Annotated in this window: 21 protein-coding genes; 5 read left to right on the top strand and 16 right to left on the bottom strand. The window is 72.4% G+C overall.

Features of this window, described 5'->3' with window-relative positions:
- Nucleotides 1-2: 2 nt before the first annotated feature.
- The 3 genes from GC157_12060 to GC157_12050 all read right to left on the bottom strand — a co-directional run bounded on the left by GC157_12060 (nt 3) and on the right by GC157_12050 (nt 2,259).
- A complete protein-coding gene (locus tag GC157_12060; GenBank protein MBI1378201.1) occupies nt 3-935 on the bottom strand; it encodes an EamA family transporter in 933 nt (310 codons plus the stop codon).
- 61 nt (nt 936-996) lie between these two features.
- Nucleotides 997-1,323 (bottom strand): DUF3817 domain-containing protein, encoded by a 327-nt coding sequence (locus tag GC157_12055; GenBank protein MBI1378200.1) that lies wholly within the window; start codon nt 1,321-1,323, stop codon nt 997-999.
- Nucleotides 1,324-1,434: 111 nt separating this feature from the next.
- Nucleotides 1,435-2,259 (bottom strand): hypothetical protein, encoded by an 825-nt coding sequence (locus GC157_12050; protein ID MBI1378199.1) that lies wholly within the window; start codon nt 2,257-2,259, stop codon nt 1,435-1,437.
- On the opposite strand from GC157_12050, the gene GC157_12045 reads away from it, so the two are divergent.
- The gene (locus GC157_12045) at nt 2,258-2,683 is read left to right on the top strand and encodes an aminoacyl-tRNA hydrolase (protein ID MBI1378198.1); all 426 of its coding nucleotides are present in this window, start codon (nt 2,258-2,260) and stop codon (nt 2,681-2,683) included. The two genes, GC157_12050 and GC157_12045, sit on opposite strands and share 2 nt — an antisense overlap.
- A 355-nt stretch (nt 2,684-3,038) precedes the next feature.
- On the opposite strand, the gene GC157_12040 is transcribed toward GC157_12045, so the two are convergent.
- From GC157_12040 to GC157_12015, 6 genes are all read right to left on the bottom strand, one after another.
- The gene (locus tag GC157_12040; GenBank protein ID MBI1378197.1) at nt 3,039-4,748 is read right to left on the bottom strand and encodes a hypothetical protein; all 1,710 of its coding nucleotides are present in this window, start codon (nt 4,746-4,748) and stop codon (nt 3,039-3,041) included.
- Entirely contained in the window at nt 4,745-5,212 is a 468-nt protein-coding gene (locus GC157_12035; protein MBI1378196.1) for a hypothetical protein, read from the bottom strand. Before GC157_12035 ends, GC157_12040 begins: the two co-directional genes overlap by 4 nt.
- Nucleotides 5,213-5,238: 26 nt before the next feature.
- Nucleotides 5,239-8,445 carry a hypothetical protein gene (locus tag GC157_12030; protein ID MBI1378195.1) on the bottom strand — a complete coding sequence of 1,069 codons (3,207 nt, stop codon included), beginning with the start codon at nt 8,443-8,445 and terminating at the stop codon, nt 5,239-5,241.
- A 14-nt stretch (nt 8,446-8,459) separates the two neighbouring features.
- On the bottom strand, nt 8,460-9,809 hold the full coding sequence (locus GC157_12025; GenBank protein MBI1378194.1) for a multicopper oxidase domain-containing protein: 1,350 nt from the start codon (nt 9,807-9,809) through the stop codon (nt 8,460-8,462).
- Complete coding sequence (locus tag GC157_12020; protein MBI1378193.1) at nt 9,809-11,137, bottom strand: multicopper oxidase domain-containing protein; 1,329 nt, start codon at nt 11,135-11,137, stop codon at nt 9,809-9,811. The genes GC157_12025 and GC157_12020 overlap by 1 nt, the downstream gene beginning before the upstream one ends.
- A gap of 98 nt (nt 11,138-11,235) precedes the next feature.
- Complete coding sequence (locus GC157_12015; protein MBI1378192.1) at nt 11,236-18,015, bottom strand: hypothetical protein; 6,780 nt, start codon at nt 18,013-18,015, stop codon at nt 11,236-11,238.
- Nucleotides 18,016-18,440: 425 nt separating this feature from the next.
- Here GC157_12015 and GC157_12010 point away from each other — a divergent pair, with 425 nt between their 5' ends.
- Both GC157_12010 and GC157_12005 read left to right on the top strand, forming a co-directional pair.
- On the top strand, nt 18,441-19,250 hold the full coding sequence (locus GC157_12010) for a response regulator (GenBank protein MBI1378191.1): 810 nt from the start codon (nt 18,441-18,443) through the stop codon (nt 19,248-19,250).
- A 22-nt stretch (nt 19,251-19,272) separates the two neighbouring features.
- Entirely contained in the window at nt 19,273-19,896 is a 624-nt protein-coding gene (locus GC157_12005; protein ID MBI1378190.1) for an LPXTG cell wall anchor domain-containing protein, read from the top strand.
- Nucleotides 19,897-19,900: 4 nt separating this feature from the next.
- Here the strand turns inward: GC157_12005 and GC157_12000 are convergent, their stop codons facing one another.
- Together GC157_12000 and mca are read right to left on the bottom strand one after the other, a co-directional pair.
- Nucleotides 19,901-20,161: a hypothetical protein gene (locus tag GC157_12000; protein ID MBI1378189.1), complete on the bottom strand. Its 261-nt coding sequence runs from the start codon at nt 20,159-20,161 to the stop codon at nt 19,901-19,903.
- A 12-nt stretch (nt 20,162-20,173) separates the two neighbouring features.
- Nucleotides 20,174-21,070 carry a mycothiol conjugate amidase Mca gene (gene mca / locus GC157_11995; protein MBI1378188.1) on the bottom strand — a complete coding sequence of 299 codons (897 nt, stop codon included), beginning with the start codon at nt 21,068-21,070 and terminating at the stop codon, nt 20,174-20,176.
- 156 nt (nt 21,071-21,226) lie between these two features.
- Here mca and GC157_11990 point away from each other — a divergent pair, with 156 nt between their 5' ends.
- Together GC157_11990 and greA are read left to right on the top strand one after the other, a co-directional pair.
- Nucleotides 21,227-21,697 carry a DUF4307 domain-containing protein gene (locus GC157_11990; protein MBI1378187.1) on the top strand — a complete coding sequence of 157 codons (471 nt, stop codon included), beginning with the start codon at nt 21,227-21,229 and terminating at the stop codon, nt 21,695-21,697.
- Nucleotides 21,698-21,828: 131 nt separating this feature from the next.
- Nucleotides 21,829-22,326: a transcription elongation factor GreA gene (gene greA, locus GC157_11985; GenBank protein MBI1378186.1), complete on the top strand. Its 498-nt coding sequence runs from the start codon at nt 21,829-21,831 to the stop codon at nt 22,324-22,326.
- Nucleotides 22,327-22,418: 92 nt separating this feature from the next.
- On the opposite strand, the gene GC157_11980 is transcribed toward greA, so the two are convergent.
- From GC157_11980 to GC157_11960, 5 genes are all read right to left on the bottom strand, one after another.
- Nucleotides 22,419-23,282, bottom strand: coding sequence for an ABC transporter permease (locus GC157_11980; protein MBI1378185.1), 864 nt, complete (start codon nt 23,280-23,282; stop codon nt 22,419-22,421).
- A 1-nt stretch (nt 23,283) separates the two neighbouring features.
- A complete protein-coding gene (locus GC157_11975; GenBank protein ID MBI1378184.1) occupies nt 23,284-24,291 on the bottom strand; it encodes an ATP-binding cassette domain-containing protein in 1,008 nt (335 codons plus the stop codon).
- Between the two features lie 65 nt (nt 24,292-24,356).
- Nucleotides 24,357-24,551: a hypothetical protein gene (locus GC157_11970; GenBank protein ID MBI1378183.1), complete on the bottom strand. Its 195-nt coding sequence runs from the start codon at nt 24,549-24,551 to the stop codon at nt 24,357-24,359.
- Between the two features lie 171 nt (nt 24,552-24,722).
- Nucleotides 24,723-25,112, bottom strand: a complete 390-nt coding sequence (locus GC157_11965) for a DUF2089 family protein (protein ID MBI1378182.1) — start codon at nt 25,110-25,112, stop codon at nt 24,723-24,725.
- On the bottom strand, nt 25,109-25,915 hold the full coding sequence (locus tag GC157_11960; GenBank protein ID MBI1378181.1) for a hypothetical protein: 807 nt from the start codon (nt 25,913-25,915) through the stop codon (nt 25,109-25,111). The genes GC157_11965 and GC157_11960 overlap by 4 nt, the downstream gene beginning before the upstream one ends.
- Between the last annotated feature and the right edge of the window lie 106 nt (nt 25,916-26,021).

Below are 26,021 nucleotides of genomic sequence, written 5' to 3'. Positions count from 1 at the left end.
CCTCACTCCTCCGGCGCCACCACCGGAGCGGCCCGGGCGCGCTGCGCCCAGACGACGCAGGCGATGACGACCGCGGCTGCCCCGATCGTCGCGAGCGTCACCGTCTCCCCCAGCAGCAGCGCCGACCACACCAGCGTGAGCAGCGCCTGCAGCTGCTGCACCTGGCCGCCGTAGGCGACGCCGGCCATCGCGAGGCCGCGGTACCAGGCGAAGAACGCCAGGTAGATCGACGAGAGCCCCAGCCCCAGCATGGCCAGCCACTGCGACGCGCCCGGGTCGTACTGCGCGTGGGTGCCCGCCCAGATCAGCAGCGAGGCCGGCAGCGTCACGGGCAGCGCGAGCACCACCACCCAGGAGATCACCTGCCATCCCGGCATCACGCGGGTGACCTGCGCGCCCAGCACGTAGCACGACGACGAGAACAGCACCGCCCCCACGATCAGCAGGTCGGCCACCAGGTCGCCGCCCTCGGCGCCGCCCCGCGTGAGGGCGAAGGCGACGAGCGCGGCCGTGCCCGCACCGGCCGCGACCCAGAACTGGCGCGGCACCCGCTCGCCCGCGCGCAGCACGGCGATGAGGGCGGTGGTCAGCGGCATGAACGCGGCGATGACCGCGGCGTGGGCCGACGTCGTCCGCTGCAGCGCCAGCGCCAGCAGGATGGGCCAGCCGAAGACCGCCCCCACCATCGTGAACAGCAGCGGCCGCAGCAGGTGCCGGGGCGGGAACGGCACCCGCCGCACCAGCAGCACCACCGAGGCGACCAGACCGGCGATGAGCGCGCGGCCGGTCGCGGTGAGGAACGGGTCGAAGCCCTCGAGGGCCACCTTCGTCAGCGGCAGCGAGAAGGAGAAGAGGACGACGCCGAGCAGCGCCCAGAGGAGCCCCTGGCGCACGGTGCGCCGGTCGGTGCCCTCCCCCACTGCGGTGGTCGCCATCCCGGCACGCTACCGCCCGCAGCGCCCGCAGCAGACTCGCCAGGGTCGCGCGGAGGCGGTCCTACGCGCCGGTGCCCGACCCCTCGCCCGCCGGCGCCGCCGCACCCCGCGGTGCGGGCTCGCCGAGCTCGTCACGGACCCAGCGGGTCACCCGGTGCTCGGCGTAGAACGAGAGGAACGGGATCATCCCGCTCGCGGTCATGAGCAGGAGCCGCCCGAGCGACCAGCGCATCCGGAACCCGAGGTCGAGGCCGAGCAGCACGTAGATCATGAACAGCCACCCGTGCGCGATGGCGATCACCGAGTCGCTCTCGATCGTGTGGGTGACGTACTTGAGAAGGATGGCGACGCAGAACAGCAGCAGCGTGACGCCGACGACGAACGCCATCACGCGGTAGCGCAGCAGCGCGCCCCGGACGGACTCGGCAGTGCGGACAGCCACGTCGTCCGACCTCTCCTTCGCTACGGCAGGACCGGCGTCCCGCACCTCGTTGCCCGCTCAGTACACCTCACGCACCGGGGGCGCGCCCTGCGGGGGTCGGCGTCGGCCGGTGCCGCGCAGGTCGTCGCGGAACATCCGCCACCAGAAGAACATCACGAAGCCCGCGAAGAGCACCCACTGCACCGCGTAGGACAGGTTCTGCAGCCTCAGCGGCGACGGCGCCGAGCTGCCCACCGGCGGCACGACCGGGTCCGCCGCCACCGCCGCCGCGGGCTCCTGCGACTCCAGCGCGATCCACCCACCGGTGACCGGGTAGGGCAGGGCGAGCGCGGCCGACGTCAGGCGCGGCACCTGGCCTGGCGGCAGCGCCGACGGCGTGCCGGGATCGCCCTCGTAGGGCTGCGCCACCCCCACGACGTCCACCGTCCCCGCCGTGACGTCGCGCACCGCGGGGTCCTGCGGGCTGCTCACCGTGGCCCGCGCCACCGGCACGGCGCGGCCGTCGTCGGGCACGAGCGGGGTCACCACCCAGTACGACGTGGGGCTGTGCTGCACCAGCGTCTGGTGGGCGGCGTCGTAGCGACCGCTCACCTGCACCCGCGTGCCGTAGTCCGACGTCGCCAGCCCCGCCTCCCCGAGCACCGTGGACGACGGCACGGGCGCGGCGACGTCCTGGCGCTGAGCGCGCTGCCACTGCCACGCAGACAGGGCGCCGAACCCGACGATCAGCACGACGACCAGCACCGTGAGCCCCACCCACTTGCGGGTGAGCAGCAGCGCGAGCACCGCCCCACGGTATCCGCCGTCGCCCGACGTCCGGGCCCCGGCGGCGGCCGGCAACCCGCCCGACGCGGGCCGCCGCGTCAGGCATCCTGGGGGCATGCCGGGCGACCTGAGGATCCGCGGCTCCGTCGTCGTCCCCGAGGCGGAGCTCTCCTGGCGATTCTCGCGTTCGTCGGGTCCCGGCGGCCAGGGCGTGAACACCACCGATTCGCGCGTGGAGCTCAGCCTCGACGTCTCCCGCACCACCGCGCTCTCGCCCGCCCTGCGCGAGCGCGCGATCGCGCGCCTCGAGGACCGCCTCGTGGACGGCGTCCTCACCGTGTCGGCCTCCGAGCAGCGCAGCCAGTGGCAGAACCGCCAGGCCGCCGAGCAGAAGCTGGCCGACCTGCTCGCCGCCGCCATCGCCCCGCCGCCCCGGCCGCGCGTGCCCACCCGGCCCAGCGCCCGCTCCCGCCAGCGCCGCATCGACGCGAAGAAGCGCCGCGGCGAGATCAAGCGCCTGCGCCGCCCCGACCACGACTAGCAGCCCGCCGCACGAGCCACCCCACAGGCATCAGTGACGCGTCGCCCGGCCCGGACGGACCACGGCATCACGGCCGCACGAGGGGGCGGGGGGCGGGTCGCCCGGCCCGCAGGGATCAAGCCTGACCGCCCGGAGGGACGGGCGACCCGCCCCACGCCAAAGACGACCCGCACACCACAGGCAGACGAAGACGGGATGAGGTCGCCCGGCCCGAAGGGGCTCACGACATCACAGAAGCGAACCCGAGGGCGGGGGGCGGGTCGCCCGGCCCGCAGGGATCAAGCCTGACCGCCCGGAGGGACGGGCGACCCGTCCCACGCCGCACACGACCCGCCGCCCGCCCGGCGCACGAGGGTCAGACGGTGAGCTGCTCGGCGAGCTCGTCCGCGCCGACGGCCGTTTCCGACTCGCGCGGACGCAGGTAGCCCTCCACGAGCAGGAGCAGCAGCCAGGCGCCGAGCAGGCCGGCGATGGCGCCGGCGACGTAAAGGGTGAGCGGCGAGCCGCCGGCGTACTCGCCGGGGGTGGGGCCGACGGTCCAGGTCGTGTCGGCCACGGCGTCGGGCATGCCCGGACGCGACACCACGGCGGTGAGCGAGAGCGGACCCGCCGCGGGCACCGACACCGAGGTCGTCCACTGGCCGTCCTCGCCGCGCGTGAGCGGGACCAGGTCGCCGTCGCCGACCGCCGCCGACACGGCGGTGACCGGTGCCGGCGCGGGACGCCGCACGTTGTCGACCCGCACCACGAGGAACCGCGTCCCGGGGGTGTTGGGGTCGATGCTCGCGCTCACGAGCAGGTCGTCGACCTGCGTGGCGGACGGCGCGGTGTCGACCGACCACGTGCTCGGCAGCGGCTGGTAGCGGGCCGACAGCGGCGGCGCCTGCGTGGCGACGAAGACGCCGATCACCGCCACCGCCACGAGCACCACGGCCTCGGGCAGCATCGGCGTGGTGCGACCGAAGCGCAGGCGCTCGCGGGACAGGAGCGCGAGGGCGAGCACGCCCAGCACCAGCAGCGTCTTCACCACCAGCGCCTGGCCGTACGTCGAGCCGGTGAGGCCGCCGAGCGAGGGCACCATCGCGTTGCCCATGAGCAGACCGGTGATCAGTGCCACCAGGAACGTCGAGGTGCCGACGAGCGAGGTGCGGCGCAGCACCTCGCGCCGCTCCTCGCGCGCGACGCCGCGCGTGACGATCGCACCGGCGACCACGGTGCCCACCCAGGCGGCCGTGGAGACCATGTGCAGCACGGCGACCACGGTCATCAGCGGGCCCTGCGCGGCCGCGTGCCCGACGAGCCCGAGGGGCGCGACGGCGAGGACGAGCCCGAGGCAGGCGGCGGCCAGGCGCGCCCGGCCCCCGAGCCCGGGACGGGTCGCCAGCAGGGTGAGAAGGGCGGCGCCGACGACGCCGCACGAGGCCACGAGCAGGCCGTTGCCGTTGTGCCACTCCGCACCGACCGCGAGCGCCGCGACGACCGCGACCGTGCCGGCGACGCGGGCCGTGCGACGGCCGCGGCCCGCGGACAGCGGCGTCAGGACGAGCAGCCCGAACGCGATGCCCGCGGCGATGAGCAGCGTGCCCTCGAAGGCGCCGCGCAGCGTGTCCGAGAGGGCGTTGGTGCTCACGGCGTTGTCGACGCCGATGGGCGAGGCGACGTCCGTGCGGACGCCGAACAGCAGCCACGACTCGGTGGTGTGGCCGTCGAAGGTCGACGTCACCTGGAAGGAGAGCCGGTAGAGGCCGGCATCGAGGGTGCTGCCGACCGGGATGGCGAGCACCTGGTGGCCTTGCGGGTCGGCGCCCTTGACGTACGCCGCACCGAGTGTGGCGACCGGCCCGGCCGGCCCCACCAGGGACGCGACGACGGACTCGGGGTCGCCGTTCTCGGACAGCGTGAGGGTGACCTCGCGCGGGCTCGTCTCCACCCGCTGCCCGTCACCCGGGGTGCTCGACAGCACGTAGGCGTGCGCCGAGGCCGGACCGGCGGGGAGCACGGCGAGCCCGATGGCGGCGAGGACCGCCACCAGGACCGCGGTGAGTCGACGAGCAGCGCGGCTCACGTGACCGGCACCCCCGACAGCGTGGTGCCGTTGATGACCACGTCGATCTTGTCACCCACGCGGACGGCACCGTCCTTGTTGTAGTAGAGGAGGAAGTAGGTCCCCGCGGGTCGCAGGGTGTGACCGTGCCGCATGGCGGCCGTGTCCTGGAGGGTGTGGCCGTTGGACTGGCTGCGCAGCAGCGGCGTCCGGGTGACGTCGCCCTCGACGATGGAGGCCTTCTCCTGGTCGAGGATCTGGTAGGTCAGCTCGACGATGCCGCCGGCGCCCACCACATGGGCGGCGAGCACCCGGATGCCCGTGGCGGCCTCCACCGTCCGCGACACGGGGACCGGGCTCGTCGACCCGACGGCGTTCGCCGACTGGTTGGCGATCACGGAGCCCGCGAAGATCGCGCCGGTGAGAAGCGTGGCTCCGGCCCCGAGAGCCACCAGCCGCATGCGGCCGGAGTGGGAACTGGTCATGGCGTTCTCGTTTCTCGTAGGTGCGATCAGGCGATGTTGACGTTGTCGAACGACAGGTTGCCGGTGGAGCCGAGCGGCGCCAGGTTCACCGAGCCGACCGAGAAGGACGTCACCGTCTGCCCGCTGGAGCCCTGCGGCGAGTTGATGGCACCTCCCCCGTTGACGTGCGCGGTGCCGCGACGGCCGGAGCTGCTCCAGTCGACCACGACGTTGAACGACTGCGTCGTGGCGGAGCCCACCGTCACCCAGCCCTGGGAGTTGCCGCCGGGGAAGGCCAGACCGGTCGTGCCGCGGATGCCGACCCGGAACCGGGCGGCACGGTTGGCCGCCGCCCGTCCGTACTGGACGACGAGCACGGTGCCGTTCGAGCCGGTGGCCTGGAACACCGTCACCCCGCCGGGGCGGCAGGTGGCCGTGCTGCCGGGGCCGGAGCACCCAGTCACCGCGGTCAGGCTCCGCATGTCGAACGTCGCGTGGAAGGTGCTCAGCGGCTGGTTGGCGTAGTTCGGCGCCGAGAGGTCGACCGCGAAGTAGGCGGCCGGCCGCACCGGGACCAGAAGGCTGGTCTGACCCTGGATCCGTCCCGTCGCCGTGGTGGTGGCGAAGCCGACGTTGCCGCTCGCTCCCAGGTTCCAGGGCACGGACAGCTGACTGATCCGCTGGGCCGTCGTGCCGGAGGACTCGAAGAAGTTGCGGAACAACCACAGCGAGGTCGTGGCGACCGTGCTGCGCGTCTGCGCCCAGTTGCCGGCGGCGTCCTTCACCCGGAAGGTCACCGAGACGTTGCCGCCGTTGAACAGGCCGGCCGCGTACAGGTCGTAGGTGAACGACCCGCTGAACGGCCCGACGTTCGGCGAGCTCGGCACGGCGAGGGCAGTGGCGCGGCCCTGGCCGGGGTCGGCGCCCACGAACCACTCGGCGTAGACGATGCCCGAGCCGGTCGCAGTGGCGTTGTCCGCGGCGGTGAAGCCGACGGTCAGCGTGCGGTTGGCGAGGTAGCCGGTGCCCTGGACGAGGCTGTCCAGCGACAGGGTCGGCTTGGTGCGGTCGAGGTTGATCGTGGTCGACTCGGTGGCGCCGGTGCCGTCGCTGCGGTTGCCCGCGGCGTCGGTGCCGACGACGTAGAGGCTGACCAGCCCGTCCGCCTTCTTGCCCGCGAGCCAGGCGAGCGGCATGTCGGTCTGCCACTTCCCGCCGCCGAGCGGGGAGAAGTAGAGGCCGTTGGCGCTGCCCGCGGGGCCGACGGAGTCGAGGAAGCCCTCGACGCCGGTGACAGCGCTGGCGGCGTCGGTCACGGTCGCGGTGATCGTGACGTTGCCGGGCTTGTTCGGGCTGCCCACCAGGCCGTTGGTGGCGACCGGGTTGAGCGTGATGGCCGTCGTGACCGGGGCGGTCGTGTCGACGACGATGTCCTTCGAGGTCACCGCGCCCCACTGGCCGAGGTCGTCCTGGCCCTGCACGCGGACCGAGTGCGTGCCCTCGGCGAGGGTCGCGATGTCGGCCTTGGCGATGGTGCCGGTCGCGGCCGCCACCGAGCGCGGGCCGTTCGTGTCCATCGTGCCGGACACGGGAGCACCGGTCGGGTCGGTCGCCGAGCCGTCGATCCAGTACCGGGCCGCCACCGACTGGCTGCCGCCCGTGTTCCGCTCGTCGAGCGTGGCGCCGAGGTCGACGTCCTGCGTGCCGTTGACGTGGTTGCGCGAGAGGGTCACGCCGCTGACGGCGGGGCCGTCACGGTCGACGCGCACCTTGACGCTGGCGCGCGCGCCGTAGGCGCTGCCGTCGTAGGCCGTCACCCAGATGGTGTGCTCGCCGCTGGCGAGGCCGTCGAGGATCGTGCCGGGCAGCGGCCAGGTGACCGTCACCGGGTTGCCGGGGGTGAACGTCACCGGGGTGGGGAGCGCCCCGAGGTCGTCGACGTACATGTCGGCGCCCTGGACGTTCGAGCTGCCCGAGCCGGTGAAGGTGGCGGTCAGCGTGATCGGACGACCGGGGCCGCCGGGCTGGCCGGCGGCGGTGAAGCCGGACACGGTCGGGCCGTAGATGCGTGTGGCCGCGGCGCCGGTGCTGTCGAGGAAGGTGATGGCACCGCCGACGCGCGGGGCGTTGGGCGAGCCGGCGGTGAGGCGCAGGTCGTTGCGCAGCACGCCGGGCGAGTCGAAGATCGCGAAGCGCTCCTCGGTGTTCGCGAACACGGTGGCGTCGAAGGTGTCGCCGGTGTTCATGAACCGGCCGGACACCGACAGCGGGGCCGGCACGGGCCGGCCGCTGCGGGCCACCTGCGTCATGCGCGTGCCAAGGATGGTCGGGCTCTTCTCGAGCAGCGACCCGTTGACGAAGCGCAGCATGGTCGTGCGGTGCAGCGCCGTCGCGATCGGCGGGGTGTCGGGGTAGGAGTGGCCGTTGATCAGGTGCACGTTCGGCGTCCAGTTGCGCATGTTGAACGCGCCCGGGTTCGCGAGCATGTGCGTGTCGACGTCGGTGTAGACGAGGACCGCCTCGTCGTCGAACGTGCTCTCGGCGACGTCGTAGGCGTCGGCCGAGCCGGCGGCGGGCCGCACGACGAGAGCGCCCACGAGGCCCATCGCGACCTCGCGCACGCCGTCGACCGAGGTGCCCGGGTTGGCGGCGTCGGTGAGGCCTGCCTGGTACACGTAGGTGCCGGCGCGGTCGGGCGTGAAGGTGAAGGCCTGGGTGCCACCGCCCGGGGCCGCGGCCGCGGTGTAGGCGCCGTTGCCGTCGACGGCCTGGAGGCCGTGCCCGACGCCGTCGAGCTGCGGGATGGACAGCCCGACGGGCGCGGCGAGGTCGTTGACCAGGTGGATGGTCATCTTCACGCCCACCTGGCCGACGATGAGGGCCGAGCCCGCACCCGTCTCGGTGTTGTCGGCGCTGAACTTCCACAGCTGCAGCGGGTTCGCCACGCCCGCGACCGACACCGTGCCGGTGCGGGCGTGGATGGTGCACCCGCCCGACGCGTCCGAGGACGCATCGGTGCAGTCGACGCCGGCCGCTGCGCCCTGGGGCGGCAGCAGGCTGGGCTTGGGCGCCGACACCGCGGTGCCGTGGATCGCCGCGGGCGCGGTGACTGCGGCGGGGCGGGCAGCGGTGGGCTGGGCCGCGAGGGAGGAGACCACGGGGGTGGCGGCCGCCACCCCCGTGGCAGCGAGCAGGGCGATACCGACGCCGAAGGTGGCGGCGGTGCGCGCAGGGCGCCGGGTGCGGGTGTCCATGTCGATGTCCTCGCTCACTGCGCCAGGCACAGCTGGTTGGCTGCCGGGTCGATGCGGATCAGCGTCATCTGGCCGCCGAAGGACGCCCCGAAGTTCGTGGCGAACTGCAGCGCGTGGTTGTGGGCCATGTGGTAGTACTCGCCGCACACGTTCATCGAGGTCACGCCGGCGGGGAGTTCGCCCTGGAAGCCCAGGTAGGGGCTCATCGAGTACCACGTGCTCGCCGAGGTGAGGACGTCCTGGTAGGGACTGATCGGCACCGGGACGGGGTTGGTGATCGGGTTGTAGTTCTCGACGTTGGTCCAGGTGAACATGGCGTCGACCGTGCGGTTGGCGCCGATGTCCACGAGGTACTTGCCGTACGAGCTGTCGGGCTGGCCGGTCTTGTCCAGCGGCTGGCCGTCCTCTGCGATCACGCGCTCGGTGTTGCCGTGCGGGTGGAAGGCCGCGTCGGTCGGCATGACGTTGATGTAGCGCACGAGCGCGGGCAGCGTGTCACCGCCGTTGGTGGGGTTGACGCCGTTCACCAGAGGCGCGTCCGGCTGGTACTGCTCCTTCACGTGCACCATGGCGCCGTAAGGCTGGCTCGGCAGCCACGAGGCGTCGTTGGGGCTGGTCGTGTCCGGTGAGCTGCGCCCGTTGAGCAGGAAGTACTTGGCCGAGTAGTTGTTCCAGTTGAAGGCCTTGTGCTGCTCCACGGCCAGGTGCAGGTCGGGGTCGACCTGGGCCAGGATGTGGATGAACTCGCGCCCCGGCTGGAACTTGGTGCGGATGTCCGCGTACGCCTGGTCCGGGTGGCCGGCCGGCCGCACGACGATCGCGCCGTAGAGGCCCATCTCGACCTGCTTGGCCGGGTCGGTGCCGCTCTCGTACAGGTACGTGCCCGGGTCGGCCGCCGTGAAGGTGTAGGTCACCTGGCCGCCGTTGGCCGCCGCGGTGGGTGCGAGCGAGGTGAGCTGGCCGTCACCGCCGAACTGCGGCTCCGACGGGTTCCCGTTGGCCGTCACGTCGCTCTGGCCGGGGAACACCAGCGAGGTGTCCTCGTCGAGGGTGTTGGTCAGCGTGATCGACACCGTCGCGCCCTGCTGCACGCAGAAGATCGGGCCGGGCAGCTGGAAGGCGTGCGAGTCGGTCTTGAAGCCCCAGGAGAACAGCACGTTGCCGTCGGGCATGGAGATGTGCCCCGTGGCGGTGGAGATGCTGAAGCTCGGGTGCAGCGAGCTCTGGTCGCCGGGCTCGCACTCGATGCCCTCGGACTGCGCCGTGGGCACCGCCTGCGAGGCCACCGAGGTGCCGACGAGCGTGGCCGCGATCACGGCGATTCCCGCGCCGAACGCGGTGAGTCGGGTCAGGTTCATCGCCATCACATCCGGGTCGGGAGCTCGAGAGGCTGCTGGCCGAGGGTGCCCGCGGGGTGGACGACGACATGGGTGAGCATGCCGCCGTACCCGCTGGCGCCGTCGTTCTGCAGGTTCATGAAGTTGCGGTCGTAGAGCAGGTAGGTGCCGGGGGTGCTCGGCGCGGTGAAGAGCACGTCGCGCGACTCGCCCGGGCCGCAGTCCACCGAGTTGGTCACGTAGCTGTTGTCGTGGCCGTCCTTGCCCTTGAGCTGGCTGGCGTCTGCGCCCACCACGTGCATCGGGATGCCGTCCATGGTGATCGAGTGCCGCAGCGAGCCGAGGCTCGAGATGCGGAGCAGGACGACCTCCCCCACCTCGGCGTCGATCCGCGCGGTGCGCGGCTGGTACTTCAGCCGCTCGCCCGCGGAGCCCGCGGCGTAGGACACGGTGGGGGCCGGGTCGAAGGTGTCCTCGATCGTGTCGGGGAACGCCCGGCCGTTGAACAGCGCGAAGCCGGCCCGGAAGTAGGCCCAGTCGCTGATCTGGATGTGCGCGTCGCGCCAGTGGTCCTCGGGCATGTTCTCGGTGAGGAAGAGCGGGTACTCGCGGTCGTAGCGCGTGGCCTCGTCGTTGAAGACGTAGCGCAGCGCCTTGCCGTCGGCGTCGTAGCGCTGGGTCTTGCCGTCGGTCTCGTAGTTCATCAGCGGCCGCACGCAGACCAGACCGGTCATGCCCATCTGGACGTGCTCCACGTCCTCGAAGTGGCAGTGGTACATGTACGTGCCGGCGTCGTGCGGCCGGAACAGGTACGTGATCGTCTTGCCGATCGGCACCGACGCCGACATCTCGGGGACGCCGTCGAAGATCGGGATGGCGTTGTTGAACCCGTGCCAGTGCATCGTGTGCCCGTCGACGAGGTCCGGACGCATCGAGAGGCCGAGGTTGGTCAGCTGGACCCGGATCTCGCTGCCCTCGTCGAAGAAGAGGGGCGGGGCGGAGATCTGCGCCTTGCCGCGCTCGCCGATCACCTTGGCGTCGTTGTAGCCGGTGACGTCGCGGAATCCGAAGACGTACATGTTGTACGGCGCCGGGGCCAGCTCGTCGGGCCAGAAGCCCTTGACCGGCTTGGCGGAGTCCGGCATCGACACCCAGCCGTCGGTCGCCGCGAGGTGGACCTCCGTGCGGTAGGTCGGCTTCCACGTGGCGTCGGCCGCGATCGCCTGGGAGCCGCCGCGGGTGGCGGCGACTCCCGCGATCCCCGCACCGGCCGCCGTCACCACACCCGCGCGCAGCACGGTGCGACGCGAGATGAGGCCGGAGCCCGTCGCGCTCGTCGCGCTCTCGTCGTTCACGGTCGTTCCTCCGTCGTTGCGGGTTCGGATCTGGCTGCCGGGCGGGGCCGCGAGGGCCTCCGCGCTGGTCGAGGGCCCGTGGGCCTCGTTGCGGGCGGTCACTGCGCACGCACCTTCGTGCGCACGACCTTGACCGGGGAGGGCCACGACGTGCCGGCCTTCTTGATGGAGATGAAGTACGTGCGGCCGCGCACGAGGTGCGTGATGGTGCAGACCGCTGCGGTGCCGCCCTTGGCCGTGCAGACCCCCGCCACGCGGTAGCCGCGCGAGGTGGTGAAGGCGGCCACGACCCACGTCGTACCGGGAGCCGCGGCCCTGCCCGGTGCGGTGAACGCGATCCGCACCCCGCCCCGCAGCCCAGGGGCGTAGAGGGCGGCCACCGTCCCGGCCCGGAACGCCGGGGTCACACCGGTGCTCGAGCTCGTACCGCCGTTGCCGGTCAGTCCGGCCGCATTGGTCGCCGTCACCGAGACCCGGTAGGTCCGGAAGTTCGGGAGCCCGGTGAAGGTGTAGGTGGTGGTGGGCGCCGTCACCGAGTGAGAGGGTCCCGTGTTCGCCCACCCGTTGAATCCGACCCGGTACTGGAGCTGCACCGTGTAGGACACCAGCGGCACGCCGCCCGTGTTGCCCGGTGCGGTCCAGTTGGCCACGAGCGAACCGGCGGTGCTGCCGCGGACCAAGGTGACGCCGGTCGGCGCCCCAGGGGTCGTGGCCGGCATGCCGCTCACGAGCGCAGTCGGGGCCGAGGACGTGCCCGGTGCGACCGCGTAGGTGGCGACCACGTCGACCCAGTACGTCGTCCCCGTCGTGAGCCCGGAGATCCGGCACGACTGCTGGGAGGTGCTCGTGGCGGGGCCTGCGGTGCAGGTGCCCGCAGAGCCGCTGCCGTCCGCCGCCGTGTGAGCCGTGGCCAGGTACCCCGTCGAGAGGCCGTTGATGGCGTTGGGCGTGAAGCGGATGTCCAGCGCGTGCCCCGCGACGAGCCCGGAGGTCACCGGGGTGACGGTGAGGTTCGTCGGGGTGCCGGGCGGCGGGATGGTCGGCGTGCCCTCGACCCGGGGGTCGGTGGCGGCCGACTGGCCGACGGCGTTGTAGGCGAGCACGTCCACGTGGTAAGTCGTGCCGTTGGTGAGGCCGGTGATGGTGCACCCGGTCCCGGTGCTGGTGCAGACGCCGGCCAGGTCGCCGCCGGAGGCGGCGGTCCAGGCCCGGGCGATGAAGGAGGTCGCCGCCGGGTTGCCGGCCGCGCCCGCAGTCCAGGCGACGGCCAGCGAGCCGTTGCCCGCGGTGACGTCACCGATGGTGGGCACGCCCGGGGCCGCGAGGGCGTCGGCGCCCGTGCGCAGCTCGAAGGCTCCGGCGTCCGGGATGCCGATGCGGTCGTAGCCGGTGACGTCGGTGGTGACCGCCGGCAGCGTGGTGCCGAAGTCGATCGCCGGCGAGCCGGTGGTGATCGCGTAGTCGGCGTAGTTCCACGGCGACTGCGTCATGTCGTTGATGACCGTCTGGCGGAAGGCCACGAACGAGCGGCGCGCGTCGGCGTGCACGGACAGCGTGTAGGGCGAGGCGAACTTCGGGTCCACCGCGCTGTTGGAGGCGTCACCGGTGGTGCCCGTGGTCGAGCTCAGGACCGAGGTCCGGACGTCGACCAGGGAGCCCGGCTCGTCGACCGAGCCGATGTCCCAGACGTTGGCGTCTCCGTCGCTGATGCCGTGGATGGCGATGCCGTCGAAGGCACCGGCGCGGTTGTCCCAGATCACGTTGTTGTACGTGGTCGGGTCGGTGAACGACACCTGCGGGGTGGTCGGCTCGTTCCCGACCAGCTGCTTGAGCAGGGTGCTCAGGCCGGAGGTCGAGATGCCGGCCGCGGCCGGGGTGCCGTCGCTGGTGACGGCGGTCGCGGTGGTGACGTTGCGGGCGATCGTGTTGGCGTCGATCGTCACGTTGCTGGCGTCGTTGAGCGAGATGCCGCCACCCTCGTGGGCGCTGACGTTGTTCACGATCTCGTTGTTCTCGATCGTCACCAGGCGGGCGCCGGCGTTGAGCAGGCGGATGCCGCCACCGTCGTCGTTCGCGAGGTTCTGGTCGATCCGGTTGTGGTCGAGCAGGACAGTGCCGGAGCCGCCGGAGAGGGCGTCGGGGTTCGGCGGGATCTCACCGGCCACCAGGACGGCGCCACCCTCGTCGTAGCTCTCGTTGAACCAGATGCGGTTGTGGTCGATGCGGTTCGGGTTGGTCGTGCTCGAGCCGCTGTACCCGTAGTGGCTGATGCCGCCGCCGTACTCCGCGCTGAAGTTGCCGCAGACGTCGTTGTAGGCGACGCGGTAGTTCGTGGTGCCCGAGAACAGGCCCACACCGCCGGCGAGGTTCGCACCACCGTTGTTGGTGATGGAGTTGTGCGCGACGACGAGGTTCTGGTTCCGCAGCGAGTAGCTGTCGCTCGTGCTGAGGCGGTAGCCGGTCGACGTCGTGCGCAGACCCAGGGTGGGGCTGTTGGCGTACGGCGTGCCCACGCGGATGCCGCCGGCGTACGAGCCGGAGTTCCCGTCGATCTTGTTGTTGCTGATGACGAGCCCGTTCGTGCCGCCGTGGACGTAGATGCCGCCGCCCTGCGTCACGACCGCGCCGGTGCCGCCGTACGGCGTGGTGCTGCCGCCGGTGAGGATGTTGATGTTCGTCGGCGTCGTGCTCTGGATGCCGCCGGTGATGGTGAAGCCGTCGAGGGCCGGGGCGGGCGATCCGTTGTACGTCGGCGAGAGGACCGTCACCGCGGCCGAGTCGGGCACCGCGATGCTGGAGTTGTCGTAGCTCAGCGAGCCGAGCAGAGTCAGCCAGTTCTGGCCCGAGGGCAGGCCCTCGTCGAAGAACGAGCCGTCGATGACCGAGCCCTGGACGTAGTCGCCGTTGGCCTGGAAGCCGCCGGGGCCGACGCCCTGGATCTTGGTGCCCGAGTCGAGGATGAGGTTCTCCTGGTAGGCCCCGGTCGGGTTCGGCACGACGGTGTCGGACCCGGTGACCGGCGTCTGCGGGTAGGCCACCACGAGGGTCGTCCGGATCGAGTTGCGCGGGCCGCGCTCGTAGGCGCGCGCCTGGTTCAGCGCGTCCTGGAGCGTGCCGCCGGTGTCGGTGTTCACCTCGTTGGCTCCGGTGAGGCCGGGGCCGACGCGGTAGATCCGGTCGAAGGTGTACGAGCCGCCGAGCACCTGGAGGGTGACGCCGTTCGTGGTCACCTTGCCGTTGTCGGCGCGCCGCACCATGAGCTGCCGGGCGCCGTTGAACGACGAGCTCGGAGCCGGCACGGCCACGGTGATCTGGGTGTCGCTCCACGAGAGGACCGACAGCGGTGTCGCGGTCAGCGGGTCGGCTGCCTTCTCACCGGCCCCGCCGAGCAGGACCTGGCCCGAAGAGCCGAAGTCGCGACCGGTGATCGTCAAGGTGCGGGCGCCCTGCACGACCGGGTCGTCGACCCGGAACAGCTGGGGCTCGTTGTCCGACACGGTGCACTTCACGGCCGTCATCTGGCCGTCGAAGGTCTGGGCGGCGGTCAGCGTGGGCGCCGTGTCGGTCACGGTCCACAGCCCGGGCCAGGCCTGGAAGTTGGTCGCGATCGTGCGGTAGCGCGAGTCGTACGTCGGGTTGAGGTGCCCGGGCGTGCCCGGGTCGTTGCCGACGAACTTGTACATGCCCGGCGAGACGCCGCTGGGCGACGGGTTGTTGATGCGCACCGTCGAGGGCTCGATGGCCTCGTAGAAGCCGTTCGGGTCCGCGATCGCGGTGTCGACGAGGTTGCCGGCCCAGTCGTAGATGCCGGTGGGCGCGTTCGGGATGCCCTCGACCTCGCCGTACTGGATCTTCGTCGGGTCGCTGGACACGCCGAGGTCGTTGAGGATCAGGCCCCAGAAGTGCGAGGCCAGCGGGACGTCGGTGAACATCTCGAAGTTGGTGAACTGCGCCGTGCCGCTCACCACGTCGACGAGCTTGTCCGTGCACAGCGGGGTCTGCTGCCCCTCGTACGGGCTGCCGCCACCGTCGATGAAGTCCGGGTTGGTGACGTGCACGGTGTGCATCGGCCCGGCGCACTCGGGGATGACGCCGAGGCCCTCACCGCCGCCCGGGCCGGAGCACGCCGCCGCGTTGTAGTTGGGGTCGCCGGGCGTGCACGTGCTGCTGCTTCCGGCGTCGGCGGAGGCGGGGAAGTTCTCCTGCGGCAGCATCTGGTCGCCGCCGAAGATGTTGACGTCCTCCTCCTTGGTGATCTTGTACATGTCGTGACCGAAGGAGTCCTTCGGGATCTCCACGCCGACGATGTACTGGTCGGGCTTGAGGCCCATGTCCGGCAGGCCGGCGGCCGACAGGTCGGCGTACCAGGCCAGCGGCGCGGAGTCGTCGGCGTTCAGCGGGGCGCAGCCGGGCAGCGGGTAGGTGCCGGTGCTGCGGATCTCGGCCATCTGCGCGACGGTGCACGCCGGCGTCGTCGCCGGGTCGAACAGGTTGAGCCGCGAGGAGCCGAAGCCGTAGTTGCCGTTCACGGTCTGGGCCGTGGCACCCGGGGTGGAGTCGCTGGGCTTGGCGTACCAGCCCGCGAGCGGGGCCTCGACGCAGTCGGTGTTCTTGGACGGGTCGGCGAGCACCTGCTCGCCGGTCAGCACCGCGCCTGTGCGGTCACGGGCCACGCAGGCCTGCGGGCGCTGGTAGGACTCCGAGGTGTAGGTCTCCGCGAGCTGCGGGCCGTGCACGAGGGAGCCGTCGGCGTTGACCATCGGGTCGCCGTTGGGACCGTTGGGGCAGCCGTTGAAGGCTGCGTCGAACTTCGGGTCCGAGATGAGCGACGGGTCGAGGGTCGAGCCGCAGAGGACGGGCGCGTAGAGGTTGACCGGGACGCCCTGGATGCCGGGCTGCCAGTCCTCGGTCGCCGCGTCGGCCGGGGTGAGCTCGTTGCGCGTGGTGCCGTAGGAGATCGTGCCGGCGATGCCGCCGGTCTCGCCGTCCTTGAACGGCTCCACGGCCCAGTCGATGTTGCCGCAGAGGCCGATGACGGGCTCGACGGAGATGTCGACGGCACCACCGAGGTAGGTGGTGGACTTGTCCTCGTTGCACGCCTGCACGGTGATGCCGGTCGGCTTGAACCGCGGGTTGGCGTGCTCGAGGATCATGAACCGCGACAGCGGGTACGCCTGGATGATGTCGTAGTGGCCCGTCGGGTCCGTGTCGATCAGGTTGGTGAACTGGTCCATCGGGGTGTTGTCGCGCTCGCGGAAGGTGAGCGTGGTGCGGGCGACGCCCTGCTCGCCCGGGTCGCGCTTGCCGTTGCCGTTGGTGTCGATGAACACCGAGCCGGTGATGTGGGTGAACCAGCCGCCCACGTAGGTGACGCCGGCGTTGACGTCCGAGCCGGTGATGTTGACGTTGAACGTCTCGAGGATGTGGTTGATGGGCGCGTCCCACACGGTGACCATGTACTGGCCGTCCGCGAGGCCGTTCACGGTGTAGTTGCCGTTCGCGTCGCCCTTGCCGGCCCACACGACCTGGTCACCGGCGTCGATCGCGCTGATCGCGACGTTGGGGTTCTTGATCGGGCCGCAGTCCGAGGAGCCGTTGGCGCCGGGCACGGCGTTGGGCACGTAGGCACCGCCGACCGAGGCGATGTACGTGCAGCCCTCGTGCACGGAGCCGGAGATCGAGTGCGAGCCGGTCACGCCGTTCGGGCTGGTGCGGGTGCTGAACTGGTCGGTGGTCAGGTGCGTGGAGCTGTCGTAGGTGGCCCGCACCCACGGGTGCGCCACGGTCGGCTCCGGCGGTACGAAGCCGAACTGCACCTCGGGGACGAGCTCGCCACCGGCCGTGGTCTCGGTGCCGTAGCCGGTGTCGCCGGCCATGACCCACCAGTCGTGGTCCTGGGCGCCCTCGAGCGTGGTGGTCTGGAGCCAGTTCTGGTGCACGGCGTCGGGCCGGATGACGATGCCGTAGCGACCGGGCGCCATGTTCGGGATGACGATGTCGCCGTTGCTGTCCGAGACGCACTTGCCGGTGCTGGTGGAGCTGATGACGGGTGCGCCGTCGACGAAGATCATCTTGCCGTTGTTGTCGTGCTCGTACGTGGTGCACAGCGGGTTGCCGTAGTAGTCCGTCGACACGTCGCCGAGCAGGTCGTTGAGGAAGGCGCGGAAGCCGCGCAGCGGCGCCTCGGCGTCGATCTCGTACACACCGTCGGCCGGCACGGTGTCCTGGAAGATGCGCGCGCGGATCGTGGCCAGCGGGATCGGGTACTGGAGCAGCGAGACCACCGGGGCGGACGCGAGCTCAGCGGTGCCGGAGGTGGGCACGGAGAAGTGCGCGCCGCCGATCTCGTAGCCCTCGGCCTTGACCGAGATCAGGAAGCGGCAGGGCTGCGCCGGCGAGTTCGCCGTACGGGGCGCCGTGGCCGCGTAGTCGTTGCACGCCTGCTGGAGCACCGAGAGGTGGATGTTGCCCGCAGCGATGTCGTCCTGGTTGCCCGAGGCGACGATCGGGTCGCCGGTGTTGGACGTGCGGGTGCCCGGCCACTGGCAGTCGTTCGGGTAGTTGGGATCGGTGCCGGTCGACTTGGGCGCCGGCGGAAGGCAGTTCTTCGTCGAGTCGTTCCAGACGCCGGTCGTCTCCATCTGGATGAGGAACTGGTACTTCAGGTCCGCCGGGAGCGGGGCGCCCTTGGGGATGTCGCCGTTGACGCCCGAGACGAAGCTCAGCGACAGGTCGGTGATCGGCGCGGCCGAGGCGGGCGCGGCGATCGTCGTCGTCGTCACCGCCACGAGGCCGAGCAGCAGCGCGGAGGCGCCGGCGAGGGCGGTGACCCGCGAGCGCACCGCTCGCCTCGAGCCCCGCAGGACAGCGTCAGCCATCGCAGAGATGCCGGTCACGATGCACGTCCCAACTGCGCCGCAGGGCGCTCGATCGACAGCGAGGGGAGGGGGAGGTCGCCCGCACGGAGCGAGAGGTGACGACCTGCGCGCACGGCCGCCGGGAGCAGGCCCGCGGTGCGCTCACGATGAGTGACCATCTGGTGCAACTCCCCCCACAGGGTTGCGCCGGGCCCCCCGGCCCGGTCTGAGGTCGTACGACCCCAGGGGCGAGGGAAGCAGCGACGCCGCGTGACTGCCTATCCCGAAACTGCGGTGCCTCCGGAGCCATGACCCCCCGCATCTGGGGGGTCGGGAGGCCGGATCTCGACGGAACGTGATCGGTATCCCGGCGTGCCGCCACGGGGGGTGACGGCATCACCCGTTCGGGTCAGTGAGGTGAGCCTCTCCTGCCCTCATCCGAACGGATGAGTCGTAGGACCCGATCTGCCGAGGTCGGCGTGACGCTGCGCAACTACGGTCGTCAGGCAGTTCGACAGGGTCGTAGGTCCTCGGACGTACGACGGCGGACCGGGCCGGGGCCCGGAGATCGTGAGGGTGATGGGATGTCCGAGCAGCGCGCGTTCCCGCGCCAGGGCCGGCACGGCAGGGTGCTCGTGGTCGACACGCACCGGCTCTTCGCCGAGCTGCTGTCGGCGGTGCTGCACACGCAGCCCGACCTCGACTGCGTGGCCCGGGCCTTTACCGAGGCCGAGGGGCGCCAGGCGTTCCTGTCCAGCGCCCCCGACGTCGTCGTGATCGACACCGGGATCGCGGCCGACGGCGGCGTGGGCCTCGCCCGCGACCTGCTCGCCCGCCGCCCGGACATCCGGATCGTGATGGTCGCCGACAGCCCGCGGCCCGACGTGCTGCGCGCCGCCGCCCGCGCCGGCGTGTGCGCCTACCAGCTGAAGGCCTCGCCGCTCGAGGACATCCTCGAGGCGATCCGGTCCAGCCGCGTGGGCACCCTCATCGCGCCGGCCCACCTCGTCGTCGCGGCCACCGAGGACCTCGGCGTCCAGGAGGTCGAGGACGCCGACCTCACCCCGCGCCAGCGCGAGGTGCTGCACCTGCTCAGCGAGGGGTTCGCGGTGCAGCAGATCTCGCGCCGCCTCGGCCTGTCGATCCACACGACCCGCGGCTACGTGAAGACGCTGCTGGCCCGGCTCGACGCCCACTCGCAGCTCGAGGCGGTCGCGATCGCCAAGCGGCGCGGCATCCTGCGCTCCGCGAGCTGACCACGACGGGAGGAGACACCTCATGGACACCTGGACGCCGCGCCGCACGTGGGACCAGCCCGCCGCCGCCGGCCGCTCGCTGCGGCTCACCGTCGTCACCCTGCTCGCCCTGCTGGTCGCGCTCGTCGCGGCCGGGCCGGCCAGCGCGCACACGCAGCTCGTCGACAGCAACCCGAAGCAAGGTGCGGCGCTCGACGCCGCCCCCACCCAGATCGTGCTCACCTTCAACGAGGTGCCGGCGTCGGTGGTCTCGGTGAAGGCGCAGTCGACCAACGACGGGCCGCTCGTGGCGCTCGGCGATCCCGTGCTCGACGGCCAGACCGTGACGGTGTCGTGGCCGGCCGGCACCCCGGGCGACCTCTACCGGGTGGGCTACCAGATCGTCTCCGACGACGGCGACCCGGTCGAGGGCACGCTCATCTTCAGCTACCCGGCCGCGCCCGGCGACCAGGCCGCGGCCGCACCGGCGGCGTCGACCGACACGGGGTCGATGACCTCCTCCGTCTGGCTCGTGGGCGTCGGTCTGGTGGCGGCTATCGCCGTGGGCCTGCTCGTCGTCACCCGGCGTCGGGTCGCCTCCGACCCACTGACGGTGGACGGCGCGGACGGCGTGGACGTCGAGGACACCCAGACCACCGAGGTCTGAGCGCTCAGCCCTGCGCCGTCGGCCCCTCGCTCCCGTCGACTCCGTCGTCCGGGGCGTTCACGGCCTCCTCGTCGAAGTCGACCCGCTTGAGCTGCTTGTTCAGCCCGCGCGCGATGAAGTAGCCCGCGACGACGAGGAACAGCAGGGCGAGGAAGCCGAGCAGCCCCGGGCTCACCATGTCGTCGGGGGGCGGGGTGACCGTGGGCGACGGCGAGGGCGACGGCGAGTCCGCGAACGGCACGAGCACGGTGAGCAGGAACAGCACGGTGATCCTCGGTCAGGCGGTGGTGGCGGGCACGCGGAGGCCGGCGAACAGGTCGTCCTCGTGCTCGCCCGGAGGGCGCTCGCCGGCCGGTGCGCCCGGCACGAGCGAGCGGGCGAGCTGGTAGTCCTCGGTCGGCCACACCCGGCGCTGCACCTCGGTGGGCAGGTGGAACCAGCGGCCGTTCGGGTCGACCTGCGTGGCGTGGGCCTTGAGCGCCGCGTCGCGCACCTCGAAGAAGTCCCCGCACGGCACCCGGGTGGTGAGCCGGGCGGCGTCCTCGGGCTTGTCCTCCCAGGTCGAGAGCCACTCCGCGAAGGGCGACTCGAGCCCCTCCGCGAGGCACGCCTCGTGCAGGGCGACGAGCCGCTCCTTGTGGAAGGTGAGGTGGTAGTAGAGCTTGGCCGGCTGCCAGGGGTCGCCGGTGCCGGGGAACTGCGCCGGGTCGCCCGCCGCCTCGAAGGCGCGCATCGACACCTCGTGGGTGCGGATGTGGTCCGGGTGCGGGTAGCCACCGTTCTCGTCGTACGTCGTCAGCACGTGCGGGCGGAACTCGCGCACGAGCCTCACCAGCGGCTCGCTCGCCTCGTCGAGCGGGACGAGCGCGAAGCACCCCTCGGGCAGCGGCGGGGTGACGCCGTCCTCGCCGGGCTCGGGCAGGCCCGAGTCGACGAAGCCGAGCCAGGTCTGGTCGACGCCGAGGATCCGGGCCGCCTCGGCCATCTCGGCCCGGCGCACGGCGGGCATGTCGGCGAGGACTGCCGTGTCGTGGGCCAGCGCCGGGTTGAGGATGTCGCCGCGCTCGCCGCCGGTGCAGGTGACGACGAGCACCTCGACGCCTTCGCTCACGTAGCGCGCCATGGTGGCCGCACCCTTGCTCGACTCGTCGTCGGGGTGCGCGTGCACGGCCATCAGCCGCAGCGGCTCGCCGGGCTGCGGCAGGGTCGCCTCGAGGGTCACGATCGGCTCCCAGGGGGTGGTGGGGGACACTGCAGTCTCCCAGACACCGCCGACCCCGCCGAACCCGCGCCGCTCCGGCGCACCGGCACCGCGACGAGGAGACCGCCCGTGCCCGCCCGCACCCTCAGCCCGGCGATGGCCGCGCGCTACGGCGTCGGACGGCGCTCGCCCGGGCTGGCTGTGGGGATCGGCGTGCTGGTCGTCGTGTTCCTCGGGATCCTGGCGTTCGTCACCTACCACCTGGCCACCAACGGCGTGCAGGCCTCCGTGGTGCGCTTCGTCGTCGTCGACGACCACCGCGTCGATGTCACGTTCGACGTCCACCGCACGCAGGGCCAGGCCACGACCTGCGTGCTGCGGGCGCAGGACGAGCACCACGCGGATGTGGGATACGCCACGGTGACCATCACGGCGGGCTCCGGCTCCGTGCGCGCCGTCTACCCGCTCGCCACCTACGCCCGTGCCACGACCGCCGAGGTGCTGGGCTGCGCGGCGGACGGCCCGCCGCGCGTGGACGCGCCCGCGTTCCTGCCGGGCACGACCAACCCGGCGCAGCAGCCGACCATCGACGGCTCGTGAGACGCTCCCCGGCCGACGCACGTACCCTGGGGGTTCGCACCGGGCGCCCCGGGTAGCACCGGGCTTCCCGCGACGACCCCCTCATCCCGGGGTCGTCGGCACCGTCACCCACCATCGAAGGCAGCGACACGTTGAGCGACACCGGAACCCCCGAGACCTGGCTGACCCAGGAGGCGTACGACCGTCTCCAGGAGGAGCTCGCCGACCGGACGGGCCCCCGCCGCGCGCAGATCGTCAAGCGGATCGAGGCCGCGCGCGAGGAGGGCGACCTGCGCGAGAACGGCGGCTACCACGCCGCCAAGGAGGAGCAGGGCAAGAACGAGGCCCGGGTGAAGGTGCTCGTGCACCTGCTCGAGACCGCGCAGATCGGCGCCCCGCCCGCCGCCGACGGTCTCGTCGCCCAGGGCCAGGTCGTCACGGTGCGCTTCCCGGCGTTCGACGACACCGAGACGTTCCTGCTCGGCAGCCGCGAGGAGGCCGCCACGGCGTCCATCGACGTCTACTCCCCCACCTCGCCGCTGGGCGCGGCCGTGCTCGGCGCGCGGATCGGCTCGACGGTCGAGTACGAGACGCCCACCGGCGCGATGATGCAGGTGGAGGTCGTCTCCGCCGAGCCCTACACCGGCTGAGCGATCACCCGCGACCGCACTCCGCGCGAAGGCCCCCACCGGTCAGGTGGGGGCCTTCGTCGTCCCGGAGGAGACCGGGCAGATCCTGCGGCTCAGCCGTTGGAGCGACGGTACTTGCGGACGGCCAGCACCGAGAAGACCGCGATGAGCACGGAGCAGGAGATCACGGTGTAGAGGATCGGGTTCTGCATCGGCCACGCGTCGGAGATCTCGCCGGTCGGGTTGCCGAACAGCTGCCGGCAGGCCAGCACCATCGAGGACACGGGGTTCCACTCGGCGATGGTCTGCAGCACCGGCGGCATGCCTGACAGCGGCACGAAGCAGTTGGAGAGGAACGTGAGCGGGAACAGCCAGATGAGGCCGGCGGTGTTCGCGGTCTCGGGGTTGGGCATGTGCAGCCCGACCCACGCGCCGATCCAGGCGACCGTGTAGGCGAACAGCAGCAGCAGCCCGTAGGCGGCCAGCGCGTCGAGCACGCCGTTGTGGATCCGCCAGCCGACGACCAGACCGGTCACCGACAGCACTACCAGCACGAGGATCTGGCGGATCGCGTCCGCCGCGGTGCGCCCGAACAGCACGGCGCCCGAGGCCATCGGCAGCGACCGGAAGCGGTCGATGATGCCCTTGTGCAGGTCCTCGGCGAGGCCCACCGTCGAGGCCGCCGCGGCGAAGGCCACCGTCTGCCCGAAGATGCCCGGCACCAGGTACTCGCGGTACGCCGCGGCGCCCGCCCCCGGGTCGGCGCCCGGGATCGGGATCGCGCCGCCGAACACGTAGGCGAACATCACGACGAAGATCACCGGCTGCACCAGCGAGAAGAAGATCATCTCGGGCACCCGGACGGTCTGGATCAGGTTGCGCTTGGCGACGACCACGCCGTCGTGCAGCAGCCAGCCGAGGGCCGGGCGGCGCTTCGGGGCGGTGGCCACCGCGCCGGTGGCGGTGATGCTGGCCATGTCAGGCCTCCTTGCGGCCGCGGCTGCGACCCGTGGTGGGGGCGGGGGTCTCCTCCTCGGCCACGTGGCCGGTGAGGGAGAGGAACACGTCGTCGAGGGTGGGCCGGCGCAGCGCGAGGTCGTCGATCCGCACGTCCGCCGCGTCGAGGGCGCGCACGGCCTCCACGAGCACGGTCGAGCCGCCGGACACCGGCGAGACCACCGTGCGCGTGTCGGCGTCGACGGTCGCGTCGCCGTCGGAGACCGCGCGCAGCGCCGACGCGGCGACGGCCGGGTCCGAGCCGACGCTCACGACCACCTCGAGGCGGTCGCCGCCCACCTGGGTCTTGAGCTCGTCGCTGGTGCCGTGCGCGATCACCCGGCCGCGGTCGATGACGACGATGTCGTCGGCGAGCTGGTCGGCCTCCTCGAGGTACTGCGTCGTGAGCAGCACCGTGGTGCCGTCGCGGACGAGGTCGGCGATGACGTCCCACATCTGCAGGCGCGAGCGGGGGTCGAGCCCGGTGGTGGGCTCGTCGAGGAAGAGGATCGACGGCGAGCCGACGAGGCTGGCCGAGAGGTCGAGCCGGCGCCGCATGCCGCCGGAGTAGGTGCGCGCGGGGCGGTCGGCGGCGTCCGTGAGCGAGAAGCGCTCGAGCAGCTCGTCGGCGCGGGCCCGCACGTACTTGGACGGCAGGTGGTAGAGCCGGCCGACCATGTCGAGGTTCTCGCGGCCGGTGAGGTACTCGTCGACGGCGGCGTACTGCCCGGTGAGCCCGATGGCCCGCCGCACCGCCTCGGGGTCGGCGGCGACGTCGACGCCGGCGACGGTGGCGTGGCCGGAGTCGGCCCGCAGGAGCGTCGCGAGCACGCGGACGGTGGTGGTCTTGCCGGCGCCGTTGGGCCCGAGCAGGCCGACGACGGTGCCGTAGGGGACGGTGAGGTCGAGGCCGTCGAGCGCCCGGACCTCCCCGAAGTGCTTGACGAGTCCTTCGGCGTGGATGGCGGCCTCGGCCGGGGCAGGGGTCATGGGGCGAGCCTTCCGTCTGGGTCCGACGGCCGGCACCGGGGTTTGCGCTGGGCGAACAGGGGCGGTCATCGGGTCACCCCCGCGGGACCGGTGGCGGCGGCCAGGGCGCGCTCGGCGTCGAGGCGGGCGAGGTCGGCGCGGCGCTGGGCGCGCTCGGCCCGGCGGGCGGCCGCGGCGGCGCGGCGCAGCCGGCCGAGCGGGACCTCGGTGAGGAGCAGCCGGCGGTGCTCGTCGGCGACCTGCTCGGGGATGTGGTGCACGGCGGTCTCCTTCCGGGACGTGCGGTGCGAGGGGACGGCGTCCGGGGTCGGACGGCCGGGCGGACGGGTGCGGGTCACGAGGCGGTGCGGGGCGTGCGGGACCGCCGTCCCGGCCGGGGGCCGGGACGCGGGCAGAAGGGGGACGGGGTGGCGCGGCCCTCGGGGGCCGCGTCAGTCGGCGAGCAGCGCCTCCGCCTCGTCGACGCTGAGCCGGCCGGCGGCGAGGTCGGCGAGCACCTTGTCGCGGTCGACGCGCCGCCCGGCCGCGGCCGGGTCCTCGAGGCCGAGCTTGGCGAGCAGCTCGGTGAAGCGGGCGCGGGTCGTGGGGTAGGAGACGCCGAGGTGCTTCTCGAGCTCGCGCATGTTGCCCCGGCTGACGAGGAAGACGCGCAGCATCTCGGTCTCCTCGTCGGTGAGCCCGCAGTAGGCGCACATCCGGAACTCGCCGGTGATGCCGGTGCCGCACGAGGTGCACCCGCACCCCGTGACGACGAGCTGCGCGGAGCACACCGGGCACTCCCGCGGCGGGCGGTGCAGGTCCTCGGGGTGGCGGGCGCTCATGCCGCCACCACCGAGGCGGAGCCCATGCGCACCGTGACGTCGAACCGGTGCGACCCGGAGCCGGTGCTCCCGCGCGAGCGCATGCCGTTGTCCTCCGACGACGGGTGGCCGTCGCCGATGCGCAGCGAGCCCATCTCGGACACCGCCTCGACGACGACGTCCGAGCCGGGCTGCAGCCGCAGGTCGAGGCTGCCGAACTCGCACACGAGGGAGCTGTCGCCGGTGACGACGCCGACCAGGCTCAGGCTGCTCATGGCGCTGGTGCCGTGGACGGTGCCGCGGTGCTCGCGCACCTTGACCGAGGACGCCTGCGCCTTGACCGCGAGGTCGGCATGCAGGCCGGTGACGCTGACGCTGCACGCGGTGGCGTCCAGCGACACGGCGAGGTCCGGGTTGACGCGCACGGTCACCCGCTCGCCCCGGCCGCCGGTCCACACGGTGGGGACCCAGCCGAGGTACTTGGGCTTGTCGCGCACCTGGTAGCCCTCCCCGCTGGGCGCCTCGATCACGAGGGTCGAGCCCTCGTGCCGGACCGAGTGCGGGCCGTCGGCGACGGCGGTGGCCACCGTGGGGTCGGCGACGACGACGAGCTTGACGCCGCCGGCGAGAAGGGAGACGGACCCGACCGAGGAGGAGGCGGTCGGGGCCACGAGGGTGTCGGTGAGGTCGGGGTGCTCGACCGAGGGCGCGGACTCGTCCTCGTCGAGCAGGCGGGCGGCCTCGGCGGGGTCGAGGTCGCCGGCCGCGACCCGCGCGAGGACGTCGCGCAGGCTGCCGGTGGGGGGAAGGTCGGAGGAGGTCATGCCGAGAACTGTAAAGCGCACTTCCGAGAATGGCAACCCCTGTTTACAAAACGCACCCAGCAGTTCGGGTGGGGGCCTGGACTGGGGTCGCCCTGCCGCCAGGGCC

The sequence above is a fragment of the Frankiales bacterium genome (assembly GCA_016125335.1).
GTDB lineage: Bacteria > Actinomycetota > Actinomycetes > S36-B12 > CAIYMF01 > Longivirga.
Note: the sequence above shows the minus strand (reverse complement) of the source record. Positions and strands in the feature narration are given on the sequence as shown.